Source organism: Parachryseolinea silvisoli (genome assembly GCF_021190955.1).
GTDB classification, from domain to species: Bacteria; Bacteroidota; Bacteroidia; order Cytophagales; family Cyclobacteriaceae; genus Ohtaekwangia; species Ohtaekwangia silvisoli.
This window is the reverse complement of the sequence record NZ_JAIOAO010000003.1, coordinates 426,107-450,291: the sequence shown is the minus strand read 5'-3', so window position 1 is coordinate 450,291 and position 24,185 is coordinate 426,107. Positions and strand designations below refer to the sequence as shown.

Below are 24,185 nucleotides of genomic sequence, written 5' to 3'. Positions count from 1 at the left end.
CTGACAAATCTGGAAAAAACAGATGGATATCCAAACTCAAAAACGTCAAAATTTACAATTTATATCGTTACCGCAATCGTGTATAAAATTCAACGGCGGGTTTTATTGGAAGTCTGTCTGGCCAAGACTATTCAGCTTGCAGGACCGATATCAGGTTCATTCTTTCAGGAACGACGCCTGCATACATGAACGACCGAGGAATGCGATACTACACATTTTATGACGAAACGGCTGAGTTGGAGAATACGCAAAGCCCTTTGCGCTTGTCTCATGTTATCACTGGCACTGACGGGAACGGACTGTTCAGATAAAAAAAGTAGCGCACCGTTTCCATTCCTGGACACGGCGTTGAACATAGACCAGCGCGTCAATGACCTGGTCGCGCGCATGACGCTGGAAGAGAAAATCGGCCAAATGATGAACGATGCTCCTGCCATCGAACGGCTCCATATACCACGCTACAACTGGTGGTCGGAAGGACTGCATGGTGTAGCCCGCGCCGGATTGGCAACCGTATTTCCACAATCCATCGCGCTTGGAGCAACATGGGATCAAGAACTGATTCATCAGGTATCAACAGCCATAGCCGATGAAGCGCGTGCAAAGCATCACGATTTTGAGAAGAAGGATAAGCGGTTCATTTATCAAGGACTTACCCTGTGGTCCCCGAATATAAATATTTTCCGCGATCCGCGTTGGGGTCGCGGACAAGAGACGTATGGGGAAGATCCCTTTCTGACAGGAACCTTAGCCGTTAAATTCATTCGGGGATTGCAGGGAAACGATCCTCGCTATCTGAAAACGGTGGCTACGGTCAAGCACTTTGCCGTGCACAGCGGCCCGGAGCCCGAACGTCACAGCTTCAATGCCGTAACAGACGAACGTGACCTGCGCGACATGTACTTGCCGCAATTCGAGATGGCAATTCGACTCGGTAAACCATACTCCGTCATGTGCGCCTATAACCGATACAACGGGGAAGCCTGTTGCGGAAGCCCGGGCCTACTGAACGACATCCTACGAAATGAGTGGGGTTTTGAAGGTTACGTGGTTTCCGATTGTGAAGCGATTACGGACATCTACAAGTATCATAAAATCGTAGCAAGTCCCGAAGAAGCTGCCAGCGTAGCGGTCAGAGCGGGTACCGACCTGGAATGTGGTAATGTCTATTCGCACCTGAAGGAAGCGGTTTCAAAAAACCTTATCACGGAAAAAGAAATAGACATCGCTGTAAAACGGCTCTTTTATGCGCGATTCAAATTAGGCATGTTCGACCCCGCGGAAAGGGTAACATATGCACAAATACCATATTCTACCGTTGATAGTAAGGAACATCAAGCCCTGGCGCTGGCGGCAGCCCGTAAGTCGATCGTACTGCTAAAGAATGAAAAACGTTTACTTCCGCTGAAAAAAGATATTGGCACGGTGGCCGTCATTGGCCCCAATGCCGATCAATGGCTCATGCTGCTGGGCAACTACAATGGTGTCCCCTCACGTGCCGTCACACCCCTGCAGGGCATTCAAGAAAAGGTCTCCCGTCAAACGCGTGTATTGTTTGCACAAGGATCTGAATTGGCCGACGGCATGCCTATGTTTTACACCGTCCCCGCAACAGTACTCTTTACCAACGAAAATACGCCGGGGCTGCAGGCAGCGTACTACAACAATATAACTTTGACGGGACAGCCCCTGTACACGGAAGTCGATTCGACCCTGGACGCCAACTGGTCAAACAATGCCCCGCGCAAAGGCATGGATGACGATAACTTTAGCGTGCGGTGGACCGGCGCCATCATTCCACAACTTTCCGGCACGTACCAACTGGGGTTTATTTCGACGTGCAATACAAAGCTATACATAGACGATAGCCTCGTAACAAAAACGATTTATCACTTTCGCGATGAATACGGCGATCCACGCTTGCGAAAAACAGCCCCTATGAAACTGGAAGCAGGCAGGAGATATAAAGTGGTGGTGGAAGCCATCGAAACATTTGCCGACGCCCAGGTGCAGCTGGTCTGGGCGGCGCCTAAACCCAACCTCCTGCGCAATGCCATCGAAACTGCCCGTCAGGCGGATGTGGTGGTAATGTGCATGGGGCTCACCCCGCGTATGGAAGGCGAAGAGATGGATGTCATGATAGATGGCTTTCGGGGTGGCGACCGAACCCACATCGACCTTCCTCAGTCGCAGCAGAACCTCATCAAGGCCATTCACGCGTTAGGCAAACCTATCGTACTGGTCTTGCTCAATGGCGGCGCACTAGCCGTGAAGTGGGAAAATGACCACGTACCAGCAATTGTGGAAGCCTGGTATCCGGGGCAGGCCGCGGGGCAGGCGCTGGCCGACGTCTTGTTTGGCGACTATAATCCGGCAGGAAGATTACCTGTAACATTTTACAAATCCACACGCGACCTCCCTCCCTTCGACGACTACAACATCACAAACCAAACCTACCGCTACTTCAAAGGCACACCGCTCTATCCGTTTGGGTATGGGCTGAGTTACACCACGTTTTTATACGCAGATTTGCACGCGGCACGTATCCCCGGCACCGATAGCATTCAGGTTTCTGCACGCGTGCAGAACACCGGTGGTTGCGACGGCGACGAAGTCGCTCAGGTATATGCTTCCACAAAAGACCTTACCCGTAAAACCGGCCATCCGATTCGTTCGCTGGTGGCCTACAAACGAGTACATCTTAACATGGGCGAAACACAGTCCGTAACACTCATGGTGAAAATTCCACCCGGCGCCTCAGGGCCGCTGGAGCTTAGTATCGGTGGCGGTCAGCCCGATACACATTTCCCCATGACATCTAATATACTGAAAACTTCCATACCTATACCCTAACATACCGCGACATGAAAGTATACAAAACGGCAACAGAAATAATCATCGAGCACCAGCAGCATCACTATCGTTCAAACGAGGCAAACTGGGACACCTTCGTTAACCGCCCAAACCTCTATGCAGAAATCCTACGTGAAATCGACCGACTACAATCCGATTCAGCACTCGCCGCACGTTGCCAGGCAAGCTCCGTCGCGCCCATCGGTAGTCAGGAAGTATGGGCCTCGGGTGTTACCTACCTGCGTAGCCGCGAAGCCCGTATGGAAGAATCGAAGGATGCCGGTGGCGGCGACTTCTACGCACGCGTTTACGAAGCCGATCGCCCCGAGCTTTTTTTCAAAGCTCCCGCCTATAGAACCGTCGGACCGAATCAACCGGTACGCATTCGAAAAGATTCAAAATGGAATGTTCCCGAGCCGGAATTAACGTTATTCATCTGTACCGCCGGCACCATTGAGGGATATACTATAGGCAATGATATGTCTTCGCGCGATATCGAGGGCGAGAATCCGCTCTACCTGCCGCAGGCAAAATCATACGACGGTGCCGCCGCCATTGGCCCTTGCCTCTTTGTATCCGAAAAGCCAATCGATCCCGGCACAAAAATCAGCATCTCCATCAACCGCCAGGGTAAAACCGTTTTCACAAATGAGATTTCCATCGACAGAATGAAACGAAAGCACACCGAATTGGTAGAATACCTGTTTCGCGAAGTCAGCTTTCCGCACGGTACATATTTAATGACGGGAACCGGAATTGTTCCGCCAGATAATTTCACGCTACTCGCGCAGGACGTGATCAGCATAAGAATCGAGCCTATTGGTACACTAGAAAACACCGTCGCGTGACGGTCATCGCTATGATCCCTATCGAAGGAAACCAACTCATTGGATTTAAAGAAAGTGGACGGGGCTCCGAATTTTTCCAGTCCGCCAATCCAGCTACCGGCGCGCCATTGCCCTATCATTTCGCCAAAGCCACAGCAGACGAACTACACCAGGCGTGCGAAAAAGCTTCGGAAGCATTTCAGCAGTATCGTAAAGCTACGGGAGCCACAAAGGCAGCATTCCTAGAGGCAATCGCCGTTGAAATAAAATCACTGGGGGACCAGCTCATCGAAATCTGCAACCTCGAAACAGCACTTCCCAAACCACGCCTGGAAGGCGAGCGTGACCGCACTGTAAGCCAGTTGCTGATGTTTGCCGGCATGCTGCGCGAAGGTTCGTGGATAGGCGCCCGCATCGACACAGCAAACCCCATGCGTACGCCCCTTCCGAAGCCCGATTTGCGCACAATGCACCTCGGCCTCGGCCCCGTTGCCGTATTCGGAGCAAGCAATTTCCCCCTGGCCTTTTCGGTGGCAGGGGGCGATACTGCCGCGGCTTTCGCTGCGGGGTGCTCCGTCATCGTAAAGGCGCATGAGGCCCACCCGGCCACATCCGAGCTGGTGGGAAAAGCCATTGTACGCGCAGCGAAGGCGACAAACATGCCCGATGGTATATTTTCTTTGCTGCATGGCCATGGAAACATTACAGGCATACAACTGGTTAAGAACAAACACATAAAAGCAGTTGGCTTCACAGGGTCTTTCACAGCCGGCAAAGCGCTGTCCGAGGCTGTCGCCCAACGCGACGAGCCCATACCCGTCTATGCAGAAATGGGCAGTATCAACCCTGTTTTTATTTTGCCGCGGGCGATGCAGGCGGCGAGTCAAAAAATAGCGCAGGGCTTCGCTGCGTCGGTTACCCTTGGCACTGGGCAATTCTGTACCAATCCGGGGTTGCTGGTGTACGAAGAAAATGAGCCCGGCCGCACATTTCAAAAATACCTCACCACGGAGTTTGGAAACACCTCGGGCGGACCGATGCTGACAGCAAATATTCTCCGCTCCTATACAAACGCCATTACCCGGCATATCACACAAGGTGAACTGGAAGTGCTTGCCCGTGGAAAAGACGGTCCGACGCAAAACTGTGCACTCCCTATACTCTTTAAGACTACGGGGGCGGTATTTGCACAGCATCCTGCACTTGCCGAGGAAGTATTCGGACCAACAAGCATGATCGTCTCAGCCGCTTCCCGAAACGAGGTACTTTCAATCGCACGTACTCTATCGGGACATCTCACGGCTACCGTACATGGAACGGATGAAGATCTTGATGCCTACCGCGAATTACTCGATATCCTTGAACAAAAGGTCGGCCGGGTTGTGATCAACGGCTTCCCAACCGGTGTCGAAGTTTCGCACGCCATGGTGCATGGCGGCCCCTATCCGGCGACGACCGACGGACGAAGTACATCCGTCGGAACAGCCTCGATATTCCGCTTCACACGCGCGGTATGCTATCAGAACATGCCGCAGGGACATTTGCCGGCCGAACTGCAGGATAATAATCCGTTGGGCATCTGGCGACTCCTCAACGGAGAACAAACACGAGAATCAATAAAGTAACGAGCGTCTTAAGTATACCTATATGAGCTACAGAAGTGCCGAATGGTTTGGTAAAAAAGATAAAATGGGATTCATCTACCGAAGCTGGATGAAAAACCAGGGCATCCCGGAAGATATGTTCGATGGCCGTCCCGTCATTGGCATTTGTAACACCTGGTCGGAGCTTACGCCCTGCAATGCGCACCTGCGCGATATTGCCGAATGGGTGAAACGAGGTGTTTACGAGGCCGGTGGGTTTCCGCTTGAATTCCCAATCATGTCGCTTGGGGAAACCCTCTTGAAACCAACCGCCATGTTGTTCCGGAATCTTGCCAGTATGGACGCCGAAGAATCCATCCGCGGCAATCCCCTCGACGGAATTGTTTTGCTTACGGGTTGCGATAAAACAACACCGTCTACGATGATGGGCGCAGCCAGCGTGGACCTTCCGACGTTGGTTGTACCCGGTGGCCCGATGCTCAATGGGAAATATCAGGGACGGGACATCGGTTCGGGTACAGCCGTATGGCAGCTCACAGACGAGCTTAAAACCGGCAAGATCTCATACGATGAATATGCGCACGCCGAAAGTTGTATGTCGCGCAGTCCCGGGCACTGTATGACTATGGGCACCGCGTCAACCATGGCCTGCATGGCAGAATCCCTGGGCATGACGTTACCCGGCGCGGCGGCCATACCGGCGACAGACTCGCGTAGAAAGGTATTAGCCCAGCTCTCCGGAAGAAGGATTGTTCAAATGGTTAAAGAAGACCTGAAGATGTCGACAGTTCTTACACGCAACGCTTTTGAAAATGCCATCAAAGTAAATGCCGCCATTGGCGGGTCTTCAAATTTCATCATCCATCTCACGGCTATTGCAGGCCGTATAGGCGTTGAGTTAAACCTGCAAGACTTTGATGACGTTGGAAGCAAAGTCCCCTTACTGTTAAACCTCATGCCATCGGGCAGGTTCCTGATGGAGGATTTCTACTATGCCGGTGGTTTACCGATCATACTGAAAGAATTACAATCCATTTTACACCTGGATACGCTAACGGTCAATGGTAAAACACATAGAGAAAATCTGGAACGCTGTCACGATTGCTATAACAAAGATGTCATTGCCGACTACGACACTCCACTCATTAAAGAAGCCGGCATCGTCGTACTGAAAGGCAATCTGGCGTTAAACGGGGCCGTGCTAAAGCCGTCGGCGGCCACCCCTGCGTTGATGAAACATACGGGACGCGCGGTGGTTTTCGAAAACATTGAAGACTATCACCATCGTGTCGACGACCCCGACCTCGACATCGACGAAACCTGTGTCATGGTGCTGAAAAGTGTGGGGCCCGTGGGCTATCCGGGCATGCCGGAGGTTGGCAACATGGTGCTTCCGAAAAAACTTCTGGACAAGGGCATCACCGACATGGTGCGAATTTCCGATGGTCGCATGAGCGGAACGGCCTACGGCACGGTGGTGCTGCACGTGTCGCCCGAGTCGGCGATTGGCGGCAACCTGGCACTGGTTGAAAACGGGGACCTGATTGAATTAAATGTCGAAGAAAAGCGGATTCACCTGCACGTCTCTGACGAAGAGCTTACGCGACGCCGGCAGCACTGGAAACAGCCCACGCCGACCGCGGACCGCGGTTATGCCAACCTGTATATCAACCATGTGCAACAGGCCGATAAAGGGGCCGACCTGGATTTTCTCGTCGGTAAATCGGGGTCACGCGTGCTACGCGATTCTCATTAGCCCCGTCTACCGATGACATTTTTCATTCTGTTTGCCTGTGTGGGCTGCTTAGTCTTGTCGATAACCTGGGGCAAGATCAATCCATTCCTGGCGTTCCTCGGCGTGTCCATACTTTCAGGTGTGTTACTAAAAATGCCGTTAAGCAAAATTTCACAATCTGTCACTACTGGCATAGGCAATACGCTGGGTTCTCTGGTGATCGTCATTGTGCTGGGCGCGATGCTCGGTAAACTCGTGGCCGAAAGCGGTGCTGCGCAACGCATTGCCGACACGATGCAGCGCCTGTTTGGAACACGTCATCTGGTGTGGGCGATGGCATTCACCGGCTTTCTGGTCGGAATACCCTTATACTACAACGTAGGGTTTGTACTGCTCATGCCAATTATTTTCTCAGTGGCCTACCGTTATAAGCTTCCACTGGTATACATCGGCCTTCCCATGCTTGCCTCCCTGTCCGTCATGCATGGCTTCCTTCCCCCTCATCCTTCGCCTATGGCGCTCGTGATGCAGTTTCACGCCGACATGGCCACGACCTTCAGCTACGGCATTATCATCGCCATCCCGGCAATCATCATTGCCGGTCCGTTGTTTGCGCGATCGTTGAAACACATCGCCTCCTCTGATCCAACCGTGAGCCTTTGTACGACAAACGCCGACGCCGATTTGCCCGGTGTCGTCAACAGTTTTGTATCGTCATTACTTCCGGTCATTACCATCGGTGCGGCAACAGTACTTGAGAAAATATATAGCCTGAATGATTCCGCACAAAACATCTTCGCTTTTTTTGCTGATCCCAATATCGCCATGGTGCTGACGATTGTGATCAGCACGTATTCGCTGGGCATCCGCGGCGGCAAAAAGATTTCCCAGATCATGGCGGTCTATGCCGACGCCGTCAAAGACATTTCCATGATTCTGCTGATCATTGGCAGCGCCGGCATTTTAAAGCAAATATTCGTCGATAGCGGCGTCAGCAACGCACTGGCCACAAGTTTAAAAAGCTGGCCGTTACCTCCCCTGCTCCTCGCGTGGCTGGTAGCCGCCGGCCTTCGGATAGCGCTTGGCTCGGCTACGATCGCCGGCCTGACGGCTGCCGGCATTCTCTCGCCGCTTGCTTTGCAGGTGGGAGTCGATCCAAATCTCATGGTGCTATCCATCGGCGCAGGAAGCCTGTTTTGTTCGCATGTCAACGATACGGCATTCTGGCTGTTTAAGGAGTATTTCGGATTGACAATAACGGACACGCTACGCTCCTGGACGATCATGGAATCAATCGTATCGGTCGTCGGCCTCCTGGGTGTCTTGTGTCTCAACTATCTGATGTGAAGCAACCGTTTGACTTGTTGATACGATAAAGGCGGAATATGCCGGAATCATAAGAATCCGTATACTCCGCCGATACTATCGCTTCCAGACACTATTACCTGTGTACGAACATCAGGCAGGCCTAAGGGTTATCCCAAAACACGCGGGTGGTCAGGTTGTCACCACCGATGGCCAGCGCAGCGGCCTGATAGCTGGTTTCATTCTCAGAACTTTCATCGTCCGGATAGGCCATACGTCGCGCAAAGCCCCCTCCGCCAAGCCCCCCGTTGACAGCATTGGGCGTAAGCGTCGGAAATCCGCTTCGTCTGAAGTTGGCAAAAGCCTCGGCACCGTTCGCGACATTTACGATCCAATATTGTGTATTGATCAGCTCCAGCGCATCGTTCGTGTTAAAGACCACTTCGGGAAGCGCCAGGTAATCGTCCTGCTCTTCCAGTGTGATGGCAACGTCCGGTGTATTCGGATAGAGCGACCATTCATCCATGCTTGCGCGTACCCCTTCCTCGTAATACTGCTGCGCAGCGCCATCGATCCATCCCAGGTGAGCAGCCTCTGCCATCAACAACTTTGTCTGTGCGTTTGTAACAAAGAATATAGGTGCAATGGCACTGCCTACGACACTAAAATTGAGCTGCGAGTAATTAAAACCCTGGCCTGCGGTTCCCTGGTAGTCCGGATGCTCCGTGATGGTATTTTGGTTGTACCCCACGGGAAAGCCGACCTGATTCGCGGGGGAAACATCGGGAATTGCATTCGGAGCATCGTTCGGCTCGGCATATTTGCCCCAGATGTATTTAGCCCGCGGATCGTTTGTGGCTTTCAGTTGATCAACGAACGGCTCGGCCAAATAATAATAACGTGGATTAATGGTTCGTGGTCCCTGGTTAAGCTGGTTGGGATATACGGTAGTAAACCGCAGGTAGGCGTTGTCGGCGTTCGTTTCCATCACACCCGCATTGACGGCCTCGGCGACAATGTCTTTGGCCTTGCCGGGGTTAATCTTCGAATACCGCATGCCCAGTCGCAGCAATAGTGAATTGGCCAGCTTTTTCCATTTTCCTGCCTGAACGTCAGCCGTGACAGCAGGCGTGGCAGAAGAAAAACCATAGAACAAATCTTCTGGAACATAGCTGCCCGCAGGATCCAACGCGTTCGACGCCGCCGTCAACTCCCGATACAAGTCCTCGTATATTTCCTCGTCATCATCATATTCAGGAAAAAAATTCTGCTCTAAATACGCTCCGCCGGCGGCGTAATATGGCACATCACCGTAGGTATCCACTAAGGTCATAAACACATAAGCCTTCCAGATACGCATCATACTCATCAGGTTTACGTTCCCCTGCGGCTCTTCCTTCGCTAGCGCAATCGCCTGAACAAGCAACTTAATGGTATTTTCATAATTGGCGTTCCATTTTAGGTTATTGAAATTGTTATTATCCAGATTGAAATTAAACCCAGAAGTAGCACCAAGATCGTATGCATTTAAAAATTGTTGTACGATAGTCTGCTCACCTTCCCACGATCCTGTGTGCGTGGTCCGCACGGCATTGGCAAAGAGCAATGCCGGGTCAATTTTTGTAACGCCATATGGATTCTTGTTCATTTCCTCAAAACCATTATCACATCCCCAAAAACCGAGGATTGTCACAGATACCAGAAGAATTATATATTTTCTCATAATCAGTTTCTTAGAATTTAACATTCAGGTTAATGCTGTAGTTACGCGTCGTCGGCAGCGAGGTCTGCTCATACCCTACCCGGTTATCACCGGAAGACGCAAACGCCTCCGGATCCAGATCAGCCAAGTCTTTATACAGAATCGCCACGTTACGGCAAGACGCGGACAATGCCAGCCCCTGGATAAACTTCACGCGGCTTTTCACCCACGAGGTCAAATCATAACTAAGCATTATATTTCTCAGTTTGACAAAGTCCGATTTAAAGATGAAGGGATCGGCGATCTGCGCATTGCGGTATCCGGTGTAAAAATCCTGCGGATTCACCGCGCTGGTATTTCTTTCACCATTGGCATATACAGCATCGAACACCACCCCTGTTTCACCTTCACGACGGCCAACCAGGGAAGCTTTTGTATGCCCCTGCCGTAACCCATTCAAGGCTGTTGAAGAAAGGATCTTACCGCCCGCTTTGAAATCGACATGTACCATCAAGCTCAGGTTTTTATACGACAGGGTGTTCACCCAGCCCCCCGTCCACTTGGGAAGCGCGCTTCCAAAATTCACATTTTGGGCCGTCGCTATCAACGTTCCATTATCATTTACCACGATCTGCCCGTTCTCATTCCGCTGATACGTGCGGGCAGAAAGTTGATTGAGCGGTAGCCCGACTTCATATACCAACGACCCGATGAACTCGTTGCCCGAGAATGATTGCACGGTAAACCTGTTCACGCCGGGGGCCAGGGCGAGCACTTCCGTTGTATTCAGCGCCGTGTTAAAAGAAGTCGTCCATTTAAAATTGGTGTATTGAACCGGCACAACCTCTACCATGAGTTCCATGCCGCGATTTTGAAGCGATCCGATATTGCGTTTTGTATCGAGATAGCCCGAGGCGTTGGAAACCTGGACATTGAGGATCTGGTCCGTGGTAACTTTTTCGTAGGCTGCTATATCCAACCTGACTTTACTGTTGAAAAGCCTCGCCTCCAGACCGAGTTCTTTTTCTGTCACGGTGAAGGGAGTAAGCGACCGATTCGGAGAGGTTGTACTGGGAATGGTGCCGAGCGTCTGACCGTTAAATTGATTTTGCACCAACCCATAAAGCAAAGTACCCTCGTAAGGAGATACACCGTTGGCGCTTCCCACGCGCGCCCACGAGCCCCGCAGCTTACCATACGACAACCACTCGGCGTCAGGTAAAATTTCCGAGAAAACAAAGCTACCCGACACGGAAGGATAAAACTCGCTGTTATTTTCAGGGTTTAATACCGAGAACCAGTCCTGTCTGCCGGTAATATTCAAGTATAACATTCCCTTATACCCCAACTCCAGCAACCCATACAATGAATTGACCTGGTCACGGGAAATAGTATAGTCTGTAAGCCGCGTATCATCGACGTTCGTTTTGATGACACCGTTGGCAAATGAATAAACATCGCGTATCGTGAACTCCCGCACGCTCAGGTTAGCCGTGCGATTGCTGCGTTTGAAAATATTTCCCCCAACGCTGGCATCAACAGAAAAATTACCGAACTCTTTATTTGCGCCGAGCAGGAAATCGGTGTTCACCTGCGTGCCCTGTGCGTCGTTGGCATCATATGTACCGTTGAAAGCGGTGCCTGCGGAATTGTACGGGGTAGATGTTCCCATACCCGTAGGCGTATTGTACTCGGTCAATCCTACACCGTAGTCGTAGTTATACCGACCTTGTATAAACAACCAGTCTGTCAGCTTATAACGCACGGTGGCCGTTCCCAGAAAGCGGTCTTTCTTGTTCTTAAAGAACTGCCGTCCCATCTGGAAGTAAGGATTGATCAGCGTCGTCTGAAATCCGGACGTTGGTGTTTCCGTACCATTCGGCGCAACAGCATTTTCCTCTAATGCGCTCAACGGAACTGAGGTGGACATCCGGTATAGAAAGTTGGCTGCGCCGGGTCCTTGTACACCTACCTGCGGCGGGTTCTTGTTGATCTCGTGCGAGAAGTTGATGTTCGCGGTAACGCTCAGCCTGTCGGTGACATTCTGTTGAAGCCCCAGGTTAGCAATATCCTTGGAATACGTATTATCCGGCGTGATCCCTTCAGCATCTGTTTTTGAATAGGATAGTCTAAAATTGCCATTCGCGCCGCCGCCGGAGACTGCCACCGTATTGGCGAATGTCCGGGCGTCGCGAAAGAACTCTTTGATGCGGTTTGGGTTGGCCGTGTAGGGCCTCATTTGGCCATCAAAATTGATCGTCGGTTCTCCATCCAACCTTGCGCCCCAGCCCAACATGCCAGTGGACACAGCGTTGCCTTGTGTAGTCGGTCTATTACCCAATTGACCCTGCCCAAACTCGTGTTGGAAATCGGTAAAATCCATGACGCGGCCGAGCGTATAATTAGAATTAAGCTCCACCCCAATGCCGTGGCTATTCCTACCTGATTTTGTCGTGATGATGACAGCACCATTCGCCGCGCGTGAACCATATAACGCCGCTGCCGTCGCGCCCTTCAATACGGTCATACTTTCGATATCGTCCGGACTGACGATCTGAAGATTGTCACCCCGATCACGCGAATCGTTGCCATTGGCGCTCTGGGCGCCTTGATCCATGGGGAGACCGTTGATTACGATAAGCGGTGAATTATTCGCACCTGCGAAGCCGGACTGACCACGGAGACGGATTTTTGTACTGGCTCCGGCCCCCGACGACGGCGGCGAGATATCCAGCCCGGCGACTTTGCCTTCCAGCGATTCTCCTACATTGACTGTTCTGTTTTTCTGCAGTGCATCGAGCTGCACCGTTTCAACGGCGTAACCAAGCTTCTTCGATTCCTTCTGAATACCTAACGCGGTTATCACCACTTCGCCCAGGGAGGCGACGTCGGGGGCAAGCGCGACATCAATAGTGGTTTTTCCATCGATCGGCACCGGCTGCGCAATATATCCGACAAATGAAAAAACAAGTGTTGTTGCTCCTGCGGGAATGTCCAGTGAATACATTCCTTCGGAACTGGTCACCGTACCGATTCCAGTACCTTGCACAACCACATTGACGCCGGGAAAAACAACGCCGTTCTCATCCGTTACGGTCCCACGAATCGTTTGCTGCTGTGGCAGTGGTAAGAACGAACCTGCAACCCGCGATCCGCTGCCGAGGGCTGACGTATGAGGACACACTATACAAAGTGCACCAATCAAAACGATTAAGTAATGTTTTAGCATGTTTACTAGGTTAGGGTTAAGAATTGACGTGGCTATTCGGCAAGGCCACGGTAACGAAGATATCGGTCACCCCTCTGTCATACTTCCAATAACAAACACCGTTGAATATTGCACACGATTGCGATGACCATTTAAACCAGCGTTATCCAAAAAGAGCGGCACAGGGCTATCGCTCCCTGTGCCGCGGCAAAACATGGAAATGTATATTGGTAGACGTCTTACATTTAACTAACCGGCGCAACGTCACTGCCAGAAATCCATACCTCTATTTAAAGAATGGGTAGCCTTCCGTGGCATACTTCTTCATTCCCTCTACGTTAATATCTACACCGATACCAGGCTTTTCAGAAACTGTGATGAACCCATTCTCGACCATGGGACCGTCAAACGTCACGATATCTTTAAACATCGGGTCTGTGTGAAAGTAAGATTGCCACTCCAAAATCATAAAGTTCGGAACAGAAGCACAAACGTGGCACGATGCCATGGCGCCCAAATAGGAGGCAACCATATGCGGGGCGAAAGGAACATAGTACAGGTTAGCCAGATTGGCGATGCGCTGGCCTTCACCTAATCCTCCGACTTTCTGGAGGTCGGGCATGATGATGTCCACTGCACCGATCTCCAGCAGCCTTCTGAAACCATACGCCAGGAAAAGATTTTCGCCTGCACAGATGGGCGTTGCCGTGGCGTCGGATATAATTTTGTATGCTTCGGGGTTCTCCGCAGGAATCGGCTCTTCCAGCCACATCAGGTTAAGCGGCTCCAGTCGCCTGGCAATTTGTTGCCCCGTAATGGTATCATATCGCCCGTGCATATCGCAGCATATATCGATATTGGGACCCACCGCCTGCCGCGCCGCCGTCACCTGATCAACCATCCGTGTCAATTCTCCGGGGCTAGCCGTCCAATTGTACAGATCATACTTGTTGGGATCGTTCCGCTGATCAAGATCAAACTTGATGGCTGTAAATCCCATATTCTTAGCCTCTAACGCCGCCTTTGCAAAATCGTCCGGCGTTGGCAGATTCTGCTGATACAAGGCCGTATCGCAGTACACTCGGATTTTGTCCCGAAACTTCCCGCCCAGCAACTGGTATACCGGAACGTCTAGCGCCTTGCCCATGATATCCCATAGCGCCGTTTCGATAGCCGACAATACGGCCACAAACATACCGGATTGTGCGCCTTCAAAGACACCCGACTTGCGCAGATCGTCAAATAAGCGGTGTACATTCAAGGGGTTTTTGCCTTTCAATCTTCGCTCCAGCATCTTGACAAAGTGGTAGGTACCAGCCACGGCATCGACGCCTTCGCCACACCCATAGATACCCTGATTGGTGTGTATCTTCACGAAGAGCCCATGTCCAAATCGTATAAAGGCGCACTGAACTTCGGTAATCTTCAGGTCGGCGGGCTTTGAATACATCGGGTTTCGATCTGCCGCCTGCACCAGGCCGGTTCCGAACAACGCGCCTGCCGCAGACACCGCAGCCCCCGTGGTAATGGCCTTTTTAAAAAAGGCTCTTCTCGACGAAATATTTTCCATGTATATAAGGTTTATAGGGGCGCACTACCACGTACGTTGCTTTAGCAATTCCTGAATTTGTTCTTTGGGTACCGGTAGCGTATCGATATTGCTGGTTAACCATTTCGAAAAATCCTTTTCGATCTCTTCCGACCATCGGGAATCAATTTCACCCGGCGTATACTTTTGTTCGCGCAAGCGCTGATGACCAAACATATCACGAAGCCGTACGATCTCGGATGTCTTCACTACCTTTTCGGCCAGGTGGGCCGGAATAAAAATTACTCCACCATCTCTTCCTAATACCACATCGCCCGGCATGACCGTTGCCTTTCCAATGCGCGTCGGCGTATTGATACCAACCAACGTCGTATTGAGTTGCCCCTTAGGATCATTCAGGTGATGCGACGGATGGTAACTCCGAAAAAAAGACGTGAAGGACCCGATTTCCCTAAGACCGTTGATATCGCGTACTGCACCATTATATACTATACCGTTTCCCGTCTTCGCAAAAATAGAGTTGCCCAGGTTATCACCGATAGTCGGGCCGTCCTCGTGCGCGCCAAATTGATCTACGACATACACATCGCGCTTTGTTAACAGGTCGATTGGCCACGAATTTTGTGATTTGATCCTCTTATCATGGTTGTGACCACGGTCATCAATTACCGTATGAATGTCCGGCCTACCGGGCATAAACGTAGCCGTGACTGCTCTGCCGACAAGCACGCTATCGGGATTGATCATTACCCATCCGTCGTCGTATTGATGTTTATAATTTTCATTGCGAAGCACCGCCCACGCTTCTTCCAACGTCACAAACTTCATTCGCTCAAGAATAGCATCTGGAACTTTCGGTCTTCCATCGGTATACCGCTCTCCCTTCCATTCCGGCGTTAGAAAAACGAGTTCTTCTTTAGAAATCTGCTGGCCCTGCGCTCCCAGGTAAAGGACGCAGCAGATCCACAACAATATGTTAGTTTTCGTCATAAGCAAAAAGAATCACGGTTTCATCTGTCAGATGATATTTTCACAAGCCAGCAAATGTTCAGCATCGGGACAGCTTCGCAATACAACCTGCAGCGACCGTCAAGGAACAAGTTTTTCATGCTCACCCGAATATGTATTATAAAACTTCTCAACTTCTAGTGAAAAAACTTCTATTAACCATCACCGGAAGATTCTATACAAACGTTTTAAATCAACGGTTTTAAACATGGATGCCCGGAGGCTTTCTAAACCTTTCGGATAAGGGAATAGCGCAAACTGCCGTCAAATCGGTGCAAACCCCATGACGTTTCTTGCGCATGGGCTTAATTGCCCGCCCAAAGATTTGAGAAGAACCTGGTTCTTTTTTAGCCACCATCTTTAGCCCAAACCTGGCGACATGTTAATACTATATGCGGAAGATGAGGTAGACGAATATGATTCTTTGAAAAATACCTGATCAGGGGATATCCTGGTGCTATATACTTGAAGACTCGTAATGGCCGCAAGATTTCAGATAGTTTAGATGCATTGACAGAAAGATGCCATGCAAAGCACATAACAGCTATGCTGGAGCAAAGATTTCTTCAATTAGCCTGTACGAATCCGAGATACCATGACTCAAAAACGGATGACGATTACAGAAGAAGAAGAAAAAAATAGAACTACTCCCCGGTGATACACGCCAGATACTTACATTACGGACAATGATAGACACACGGAAGATCAACAGCCCTTTGGAATAATATTGCGTGTATAACACACGCCCTCGAAGCCTGTTTTTATTTTTCCTCTTTTAACGTGGCCAGAAAACTGACTACATCCCGAATCTCCCGCTTTGTCAGTAGCAATCCCATGGGAGGCATACTGGACGCCGCATCGGTGCGTTTTACGATCTGATCTTTACGGATTACCGTATCGGGTTTGTTGCCCACCTTCACCGTAATATCTTCCGCCTTTTCACCTTGTAAGATACCGCTTACTTTTTTACCGCCCTTCAATTCGACATTCACCGTAGCGAAGCCGGGTGCCAGGCGTGCACTCGGCGTGACGAGCGCCTCCAGGAGTTGCTCGCGTGTCAGGCGTGTGGCGACACCGTTCAGACGGGGTCCAGCCGTGCCCCCCATATCGTCGTACGAATGGCAGCGGATACACTGGGCCGTCTGGTGACTGAAGAAGACGCGTGAGCCGCGCTCCGGGTCTCCGCCGAGCAGGCTGCCCGCAAACAAGGCTTTCAATGTATCGGGTGATGATGTCGCGCTGATCTTTTTTAACCGCGCAATGAGTGACTGCGAATGGGTACTGTCAATTGCCTCTTCCAGCTCCAGGTATACTTCCGGCGGAAGTTTTCCCCCGGCTCGTTTCGCAAGCAGCTGGTCGAAGACCTTTTGTGTATGCTCCAGGGGCAGTGTGCCGAGCGTAACCAGCGCGGCTTGTTTTTCTTCTGGTGTTTTGGTATTGATCACATCGCTGAGCAGCGACACCATCAGTTCCCGTGGTATATTCATTTTCGGCAATAGGTCGAGGCCTGTTACCCGCACGCTTTTGTCTTTGTCGGCAAGCGCTATGCGAATGGCATCGCCGATCTGTTTATCGTCGAGCGCTGCCAGCGCCAGGATCGCTTCTACACGTACGCCGGCCTGGTTGTCTGTTTTCAACCTGCCCAGCAATTGTGCAGACGCGGTTTCGATGTGAAGCTTGCCGATAGCTTTGACCGCTGCCAGGCGTACGGCTGGCTCTTTATCCGACGTCAGCCGCGCAAGCGCTCCGGATGTTTTCGCTTTTACAGGAGCGAGGTCGCGTTTCACTTCCCCGCGATACCGGCCATCCACCCGATCGAGCACCGAAGGTTTGGCCCAGGTCCCGAGCGCTGCCAGCGCTTCGGCCCGCATCGCTGCCGGCGCACCCGCTTTGCCTGCGTAGTCGATCAGGTTCTGCATGCTTTTGTCCGTGCCGACGCGCAGGTTCGCGCCGATCGCGCGGCGTAGCAATGCCTCGTTTGTAAAGGTTGTGGTTGCCAGCACATCGCCTAACGCAGGCAGCGCCTGTTCGATGGAGAGATCGTCGTTGATGGCCCGGGCTACTTCGGTGACAATATACTCGTCGCGGTCTGTCAGAAACCTGGTAATGGAAGGATCGCGCATCCGGCGCAACGCTACCACAGCCGCAATACGCACGGCGCGTGAAGCATCGGTCGACAGCGCCGCCACCGGCTCAGCCCGACCGATGCGTGCCAGCGCGAGGCTCCCGGCATGGCGCAAGTAAGCGTCCTCATCGTTGTCGGTGCGTAAGAACTCGATGACCGGGTTGATTGCCGGCGCGTAGGCAATTCTGCCGAGCGCCTCGGCGGCAAAGAACCGGGCACGACTGTAGTCGTCTTTTAACAGGGGCAGCAGCGCTTCGCCGGCCTCCTTGTATTTTACATCCCCCAACCATTTCGCAGCCTGCGCGCGGATTTCAGGATCATTATCTTTTAGGAGCGGTAACAGCAGCTTCGCGTGCTGTATATCTTTTCTCGCAAACTGGCTGATGCCCCAAATGGCATTCACACGTGCCAACTGGTTGGTCGTCTGCGCAATGTTCGCCTGAAATACGCGTATACCGGCGTCACCGCGGGTAGCCAACGCGAACTGAGCCTTCTGGCGAACACGCATGTCTTCGCTTTTCAACAAGGCGCCGAGGCGCTCATCGTCGTACGTTGTAAAATCCTCGCCCAGCAGTGTCTTCACTTCCCGTCGTGCCGGGGTATCTCCCCCTTCAGCGTCGAGCTTCCATACACGGCCGTAGTCCTTCGTGTCCCAGCCGTTTATCCAGTCAGCCAGGTACATGGCGCCATCCGGACCGAAGTCAATTCCCGTTGCCAGAATACCGCCGAGAATCATCTTGCTTTCCGCCAGCTCGAACGTTGCGCCCTTCGGCTTAAGCTTGAAGGCGTGAATGCCCGAGCGGGCCGGGTTACCGACAAACTCACCGACAAAAAAGGTGTTCTTCCAGGCCGGACTCAACGCCAGGCCTGGGTTGTATAGCATTCCTGTAGGGCCGTTCACGAAGTTCTGAATCGGAGGAAGAATGTAGGCCGCCTGGCCTTCGAACCGCGGCACGTACATCTTCTCATCCATCCATACCTTATACGTATTGTTATCGGGGTCGCGGTATTTGCCGAATTGCCAGTTGATGCGCCAGCCGGTATCCGAGCCGTCGACGATATATACCAGGCGCTCGCTTTCACCGGGATGATCGCCATCGTTGTCCACACTGATGAGGTTACCGTATTCGTCGAAGACAAATTCGTGTGTATTCCGGTTGCCGTAAGCAAACACTTCAAAATCGCTGCCGTCCGGGTTGGACCGCACGATCACACCGCTGTTGGGATGCTCCCATTTTCGGCCGTCGGAGCCCTTACCACTGAACCCAATGTCGCCGATCTGCCAGTATATCTTTCCCTCCGGTCCCACTTCAAGACCCGACATACCGTGCCCCGAAAAACCCGGGTGAATCCCGTAACCATGCGAGAGCGACGTCTTCTCATCCGCCAGGCCGTCGCCATCCTTATCTTTTATCCGCCAGAGGTCCGGGCCGATGCCGACAAACAGGTCGTCACCGTACTTCAGCACACCGCCCGCCGCGTCGGTTACTACTTCGTTAAAATCCTCCACCATCCGCTGCGAAAGGTCGGCCACACCGTCGCCCGATACATCTTCCAGTCGGTAAACATGCTCCTTCTCCACCGTCATGTCCTGCCAGTCGTGTGACCCGTCGCCGTTGAGATCAGCCAGCCATTCGTTCTTCTTGCTATTTTCCGGCGCCAGAACACGTTTAAAAAATGCTAGCTTATCCTCCACGCTTTGCAGCTGGATAGACTCAATCTCCCAATCGCGGTGCGCGCGGATATCAAATTCCGAATGTTTTTGGCGGTTAGTGCGGGTGTAATACAGCCGTCCCTGATCGTCGACGTCGATCGACACCGGGTCTGCCACGAGCGAATCCACGCCCCATAGGCGCAGCGTGAGCCCTTCGGCGATCTGCGGTGTCACCTGCGCCTCAATGGCTTTTGCCAGCTGGGCGGTTTCCTTCGGATCCATCCGGCGAATCTTTTTACCAGCGTCCCCGCCGTGCTCTTTGTCCTGACAACCTGCGAGTAAAAGTAAAATACTTACAAACAAGGAAGGCGGGCATACAGTTTGCCAGCGGTTGGGCGGCACGAGCGTTGTTTTCATATTTCGGTTTGGGTATGATGTCACCCGATGGCCAAGATAATAAAATAAAATTCACCAGGCGGCCCGGAACAATCTTGTTCCATGAACGGAAATCGGGGCTCGCTACGCCGGCAAAAGCAGGTCCTGATGCCAGCCTCTATTCGCCAACAACGTTGGTGTATGCCTGTACTTTGATAGCAATTCAACATTGAATAGATTCTCCACGTATCTTTTTAAGAATACGGGGGCAGAAAATAATGTAGCCTGAAGAGAATTCTATCAATCGTAGCGTTATGTGCGCTCGACGAAATCGTATCATTCGAATACAGCGCAACGCCGGCACGGACGCAATGTTTTCATCGTTTATATTACCTGTCTTAACCGTTGTTATACTGTACACACACGCCCGATGCCGGCACCGTGGTATGTGAGAACTTACTATCTCCGCTAAAATCTTACACAGCAGATAAAATACGGTTACCATGACATAAAAGCCTTCAAGATAAACCTGGAAGGCTTTTTTGTTTTTTCGTTGGCTCCGGGGTACGAAGGCAAAAAAGCAATGCCCTATCTTAAATCTTTTTCATTATATTAAATGATCTAAACGAGTGAACGAAAACTAAAAATGCCAAGAATAGCCCCCTGGATATTTTGCCTGTTAGCCGTCTATATCAGTTCCCCCGCGCAGGTTCAAGAGTCAGCCGCTCAACTTTTCTTCAGGCGGATATCGGTCGACAAAGGCCTGTCCCAGGCCACCATAAACGATGTCTGCCGGGATACGAAAGGTTTTGTCTGGTTCGCTACCGAAGACGGGCTTAACCGGTATGACGGCAACGAGTTCCGGGTTTACCGGCATGTGCCCGGCGACACCACGTCTCTTAGTCACAACGTCGTCCATTTTGTACAGGAAGACCCGCGCGGAAACCTTTGGGTCGGAACCGTTGACGGGCTGAACTACTTCGACCGTCATACCGAAACGTTTAAGAGTTACAATCTCCCCAACCGGCCCGGTACAATATACGTCAACGCCACTACCGACAGAAAAACAAACCGCCTCTGGCTCGCCGCGGGCGTAGGAGGAGTACGCTATTTCGATCTCACCACCCAGACCATTCACGACGTGGAACACCCCGGACTAAATAAGATGGTTGTTTGGACAATTAAACAGCTGGGTGATAGCCTGCTTCTGGGAACGCTCGGCAGCGGCCTTCAGTTACTAAACCTTAAAACAAACGTTCTATCCACAATCGCGGACTCTACTTATAACGTACGCGCAATAGCCCTCACGGCCGAGGCAATTTGGTATGGAACCGAAGGCAAGGGCCTTGGCAAAATAGACCGGCGCACACATACCAGGCAGCATTTCAACCGCGACAACGGGGCACTGAACAACGACAACGTATGGGCGATTGTCGAAACGACGCAACGCACCCTGTGGATTGGAACCGATGGCGGCGGTCTCAACATCATTAACGCAGCTGGAAAAAACATACAAACCTGCGTCTATTCCGAATTCGACGAACGCAGCATCGGCGCCAACACCATACGGTCCATATATATCGAGCCGGAAGGCAGCGCCTGGCTTGGAACCTATAACGGCGGCATTAGTTATAGTGGCCGTATGCCGTTACTATTCCGCTGGTATAAAAAAGAATTCGGCAATAATAATTCTCTTCTGAACAATTCTGTCACCGCCATAGCCGAAAGTGCCGACGGCACTGTGTGGATTGGAACGGACGGTGGCGGACTACACAGCTTCAAGGACGGTATCGTTAACCGCATAGCACTACCCGCGCCGTTCGAGAATGTAAAGGTCGTGATCTCTCTCCTCGCGGATGAAACCGGGTTGTGGATAGGAACATTTCAGGAGGGTTTGATCCACCGAAATCCGCAAGGCCAATGGAGACAGTATCGCCACATCCCCGGAAACCAAACGTCACTGTCGGATAATATCATTTGGACCCTGGCCAAAGACCCTTGGGGGAATTTGTGGGTTGGAACCGACCGTGGCATCAACAAGTTCGATGCCACCCGAAGAGTTTTCTATAGTCTTGACAACCTTCCTCCCGGAAATATCCAGAAGATATTCGTGAATGGCCAGGTACAAAGTATACTGTTCGCTGCCGACTCCGCGCTCTGGGTCGGCTCCTATGGAAGCCTCACCGTATACCAACCCGCTACCGACAGTGTGTTCGAAATACGTACGCAATTGCCCGGAGTACGAAACCTGCGCATAAAAGCCATGCTACAAGACGGCAACAGCATTTGGATCGGAACCTTTGGAAACGGGCTGCTTCGTTACGACGTAAAAACCCGACGGTTGTCTGCACTGGATGAACCCGACGGGCTTCCGAACAACGTAATCCTGTCTATTGAAAAGGAAGACAATCACAACCTCTGGTTAAGTACAAACAAAGGGCTCATCCATTTTAATCTGTCCGATACTGCCTTCACCACATTCGACGCTAACTATGGCGTACAGGGGATTGTATTTAATCGCCGTGCGTCGATCAGACTCCGGGACGGTCAATATATGTTTGGTGGCTCCAATGGTTTCAACATCTTTACCGCGGAGCCTTTCGATTTCAACCATGCCGATTTGCATGTCGCCTTTACGGACTTGCTGCTGGCAAACAGCCGTGTGAGGCCCGGAAGCAAGCTACTGCCCCAAAGCATTACAGAGGCCGACGCAATAACGCTGCCCTATCGCGACTCGCATTTTATCACGTTCACGTATTCGGCACTGAACTACGTCGCTCCCGACCGTATCCGGTACAGTTACAAGATTGACGGCTTCGACACCACGTGGATATCCGCCATGGGTCACAGTCTGACATTCACGAACCTCGATCCCGGCCGCTATACCTTGCGTGTGCGCGCGTCGTACAACGGCCGGGCTTGGGGGCCACCGGCAACCATCACCATTCAAGTGCTCACTCCCTGGTGGCAAAGCCTCTATTTCCGACTTTTATTCCTGGGCACCGTCATATTACTCATCTACGGTTTTTATAGGTATCGTGTGCGCTGGCTCCAGGCGCGTAAAAAAGAACTTGAGCACCTTGTGAAAGAACAAAGTCGTGAAATAACGGATCAGAACAACCACCTGGCCGCTCAAAATGAGGAGCTCCTACAACAAAACGAAGAGGTTTTGGCGCAAAAAGAAATGATTGCTTCACAATACGTCTTGCTCGAAGAAACGCAGCAAGAATTACAGCACATCAACGAGTCACTGGAAAGCCAGGTACAGCAGCGCACGGAAAAACTCAACGAGACCATTGTACAACTCGGCAAAACAATAAAAGAGCTCGATGCTTTTGTCTATAGCGCATCGCACGACCTGGTCGCGCCGCTCAAATCGGTGCTCGGCCTCGTAGACCTGGCACGGCTTGAAAAACCCAGTGACGAGCTGTCACTCTACTTAACCCATATCGAGATCAGCGTTGGAAAACTCGAAAACGTCATACAAAGTATGATTCAGCACTCCCGCAATACGAGATTCGAGATCACCCATGAAGCCGTTAACATTCACGACCTGATCCAGGAATGTATCGCCGACGTCAAATTTATGCCGGGAGCCGAGTCTGTTACTTTCCAGGTGGACATTCCTCCGCAGCAAATTGTACACAGCGACCCACGCCGTCTCAAAATCATTTTTGACAACCTGATCAGCAACGCTATTAAATACAGGGATCCAGACAAGGCCCCAAACACCATTCAGCTTGCTTTCGAACGCGAGACAGCATTCTGGAAATTGAAGATCCGCGACAACGGCATCGGCATACAAAAGAAGCACCTGAACCGGATTTTCGAAATGTTTTTCCGCGCAACCAACCGCTCGCAGGGCTCGGGGCTTGGCCTATATATCGTACATGAAACGGTAAACAGGCTCTACGGTGAAATCGACGTCGACTCCGAGTTTGGTGCGTGGACGCAATTTGTCGTTACGATACCCCATGACGAGGAGTATGTAGCGCACTAAGACCTGCTCACGGGCAAGACGGACTGCATCGCAAATGCATGCGCTTGCTGCAACACAACCAACACCACCGATTGTAGGCGGTGGCGGGGAGCACCGTCGGCCAGGCTTTACGGGTGGGAAACGATACATTACGCCAACTGACGCTCGCCGGTGCCGGCAGGTTATTTTTCTTGTAGGAGCGACGGAAATCAAGATATTTTTCTATTTTCCTAATCGCATACCCTATCGCTATGACTCGAA

11 protein-coding genes are annotated in these 24,185 nt (G+C 51.6%); 6 read left to right on the top strand and 5 right to left on the bottom strand.

The genetic code is table 11. From position 1 onward, the window contains the following. Positions 1-270: 270 nt before the first annotated feature. The 5 genes from K7P01_RS19130 to K7P01_RS19110 are packed head-to-tail and all read left to right on the top strand — an operon-like array spanning position 271 to position 8,366. Positions 271-2,853, top strand: coding sequence for a glycoside hydrolase family 3 C-terminal domain-containing protein (locus K7P01_RS19130; protein WP_267296020.1), 2,583 nt, complete (start codon positions 271-273; stop codon positions 2,851-2,853). An 11-nt stretch (positions 2,854-2,864) separates the two neighbouring features. Then, the gene (locus tag K7P01_RS19125; protein WP_267296018.1) at positions 2,865-3,701 is read left to right on the top strand and encodes a fumarylacetoacetate hydrolase family protein; all 837 of its coding nucleotides are present in this window, start codon (positions 2,865-2,867) and stop codon (positions 3,699-3,701) included. Positions 3,702-3,712: 11 nt separating this feature from the next. Continuing rightward, a complete protein-coding gene (locus tag K7P01_RS19120; protein ID WP_267296016.1) occupies positions 3,713-5,305 on the top strand; it encodes an aldehyde dehydrogenase (NADP(+)) in 1,593 nt (530 codons plus the stop codon). 22 nt (positions 5,306-5,327) lie between these two features. Then, positions 5,328-7,040, top strand: coding sequence for an IlvD/Edd family dehydratase (locus K7P01_RS19115; RefSeq protein ID WP_267296014.1), 1,713 nt, complete (start codon positions 5,328-5,330; stop codon positions 7,038-7,040). A gap of 12 nt (positions 7,041-7,052) precedes the next feature. Continuing rightward, positions 7,053-8,366 (top strand): gluconate:H+ symporter, encoded by a 1,314-nt coding sequence (locus K7P01_RS19110; protein ID WP_267296011.1) that lies wholly within the window; start codon positions 7,053-7,055, stop codon positions 8,364-8,366. 121 nt (positions 8,367-8,487) lie between these two features. On the opposite strand, the gene K7P01_RS19105 is transcribed toward K7P01_RS19110, so the two are convergent. From K7P01_RS19105 to K7P01_RS19085, 5 genes are all read right to left on the bottom strand, one after another. Continuing rightward, positions 8,488-10,047 carry a SusD/RagB family nutrient-binding outer membrane lipoprotein gene (locus K7P01_RS19105; protein WP_267296009.1) on the bottom strand — a complete coding sequence of 520 codons (1,560 nt, stop codon included), beginning with the start codon at positions 10,045-10,047 and terminating at the stop codon, positions 8,488-8,490. 10 nt (positions 10,048-10,057) lie between these two features. After that, complete coding sequence (locus tag K7P01_RS19100) at positions 10,058-13,255, bottom strand: SusC/RagA family TonB-linked outer membrane protein (RefSeq protein WP_267296007.1); 3,198 nt, start codon at positions 13,253-13,255, stop codon at positions 10,058-10,060. Positions 13,256-13,520: 265 nt separating this feature from the next. After that, positions 13,521-14,804, bottom strand: a complete 1,284-nt coding sequence (locus tag K7P01_RS19095) for a mandelate racemase/muconate lactonizing enzyme family protein (protein ID WP_267296005.1) — start codon at positions 14,802-14,804, stop codon at positions 13,521-13,523. A gap of 24 nt (positions 14,805-14,828) precedes the next feature. Next, positions 14,829-15,773 carry an RraA family protein gene (locus tag K7P01_RS19090; RefSeq protein WP_267296003.1) on the bottom strand — a complete coding sequence of 315 codons (945 nt, stop codon included), beginning with the start codon at positions 15,771-15,773 and terminating at the stop codon, positions 14,829-14,831. Positions 15,774-16,552: 779 nt separating this feature from the next. Next, complete coding sequence (locus K7P01_RS19085; protein WP_267296001.1) at positions 16,553-19,987, bottom strand: HEAT repeat domain-containing protein; 3,435 nt, start codon at positions 19,985-19,987, stop codon at positions 16,553-16,555. A 604-nt stretch (positions 19,988-20,591) separates the two neighbouring features. On the opposite strand from K7P01_RS19085, the gene K7P01_RS19080 reads away from it, so the two are divergent. After that, positions 20,592-23,945, top strand: coding sequence for a sensor histidine kinase (locus K7P01_RS19080; RefSeq protein ID WP_267295999.1), 3,354 nt, complete (start codon positions 20,592-20,594; stop codon positions 23,943-23,945). Positions 23,946-24,185 lie beyond the last annotated feature (240 nt).

What these genes read in the sequence shown, in the direction of transcription:
- K7P01_RS19100 (WP_267296007.1), bottom strand. Translation starts at nt 13,255, where the DNA reads ATGCTAAAACATTACTTAATCGTTTTGATTGGTGCACTTTGTATAGTG.
- K7P01_RS19090 (WP_267296003.1), bottom strand. Translation starts at nt 15,773, where the DNA reads ATGACGAAAACTAACATATTGTTGTGGATCTGCTGCGTCCTTTACCTG.
- K7P01_RS19115 (WP_267296014.1), top strand. Translation starts at nt 5,328, where the DNA reads ATGAGCTACAGAAGTGCCGAATGGTTTGGTAAAAAAGATAAAATGGGA.
- K7P01_RS19120 (WP_267296016.1), top strand. Translation starts at nt 3,713, where the DNA reads ATGATCCCTATCGAAGGAAACCAACTCATTGGATTTAAAGAAAGTGGA.
- K7P01_RS19125 (WP_267296018.1), top strand. Translation starts at nt 2,865, where the DNA reads ATGAAAGTATACAAAACGGCAACAGAAATAATCATCGAGCACCAGCAG.
- K7P01_RS19130 (WP_267296020.1), top strand. Translation starts at nt 271, where the DNA reads ATGTTATCACTGGCACTGACGGGAACGGACTGTTCAGATAAAAAAAGT.
- K7P01_RS19080 (WP_267295999.1), top strand. Translation starts at nt 20,592, where the DNA reads ATGCCAAGAATAGCCCCCTGGATATTTTGCCTGTTAGCCGTCTATATC.
- K7P01_RS19095 (WP_267296005.1), bottom strand. Translation starts at nt 14,804, where the DNA reads ATGGAAAATATTTCGTCGAGAAGAGCCTTTTTTAAAAAGGCCATTACC.
- K7P01_RS19085 (WP_267296001.1), bottom strand. Translation starts at nt 19,987, where the DNA reads ATGAAAACAACGCTCGTGCCGCCCAACCGCTGGCAAACTGTATGCCCG.
- K7P01_RS19105 (WP_267296009.1), bottom strand. Translation starts at nt 10,047, where the DNA reads ATGAGAAAATATATAATTCTTCTGGTATCTGTGACAATCCTCGGTTTT.
- K7P01_RS19110 (WP_267296011.1), top strand. Translation starts at nt 7,053, where the DNA reads ATGACATTTTTCATTCTGTTTGCCTGTGTGGGCTGCTTAGTCTTGTCG.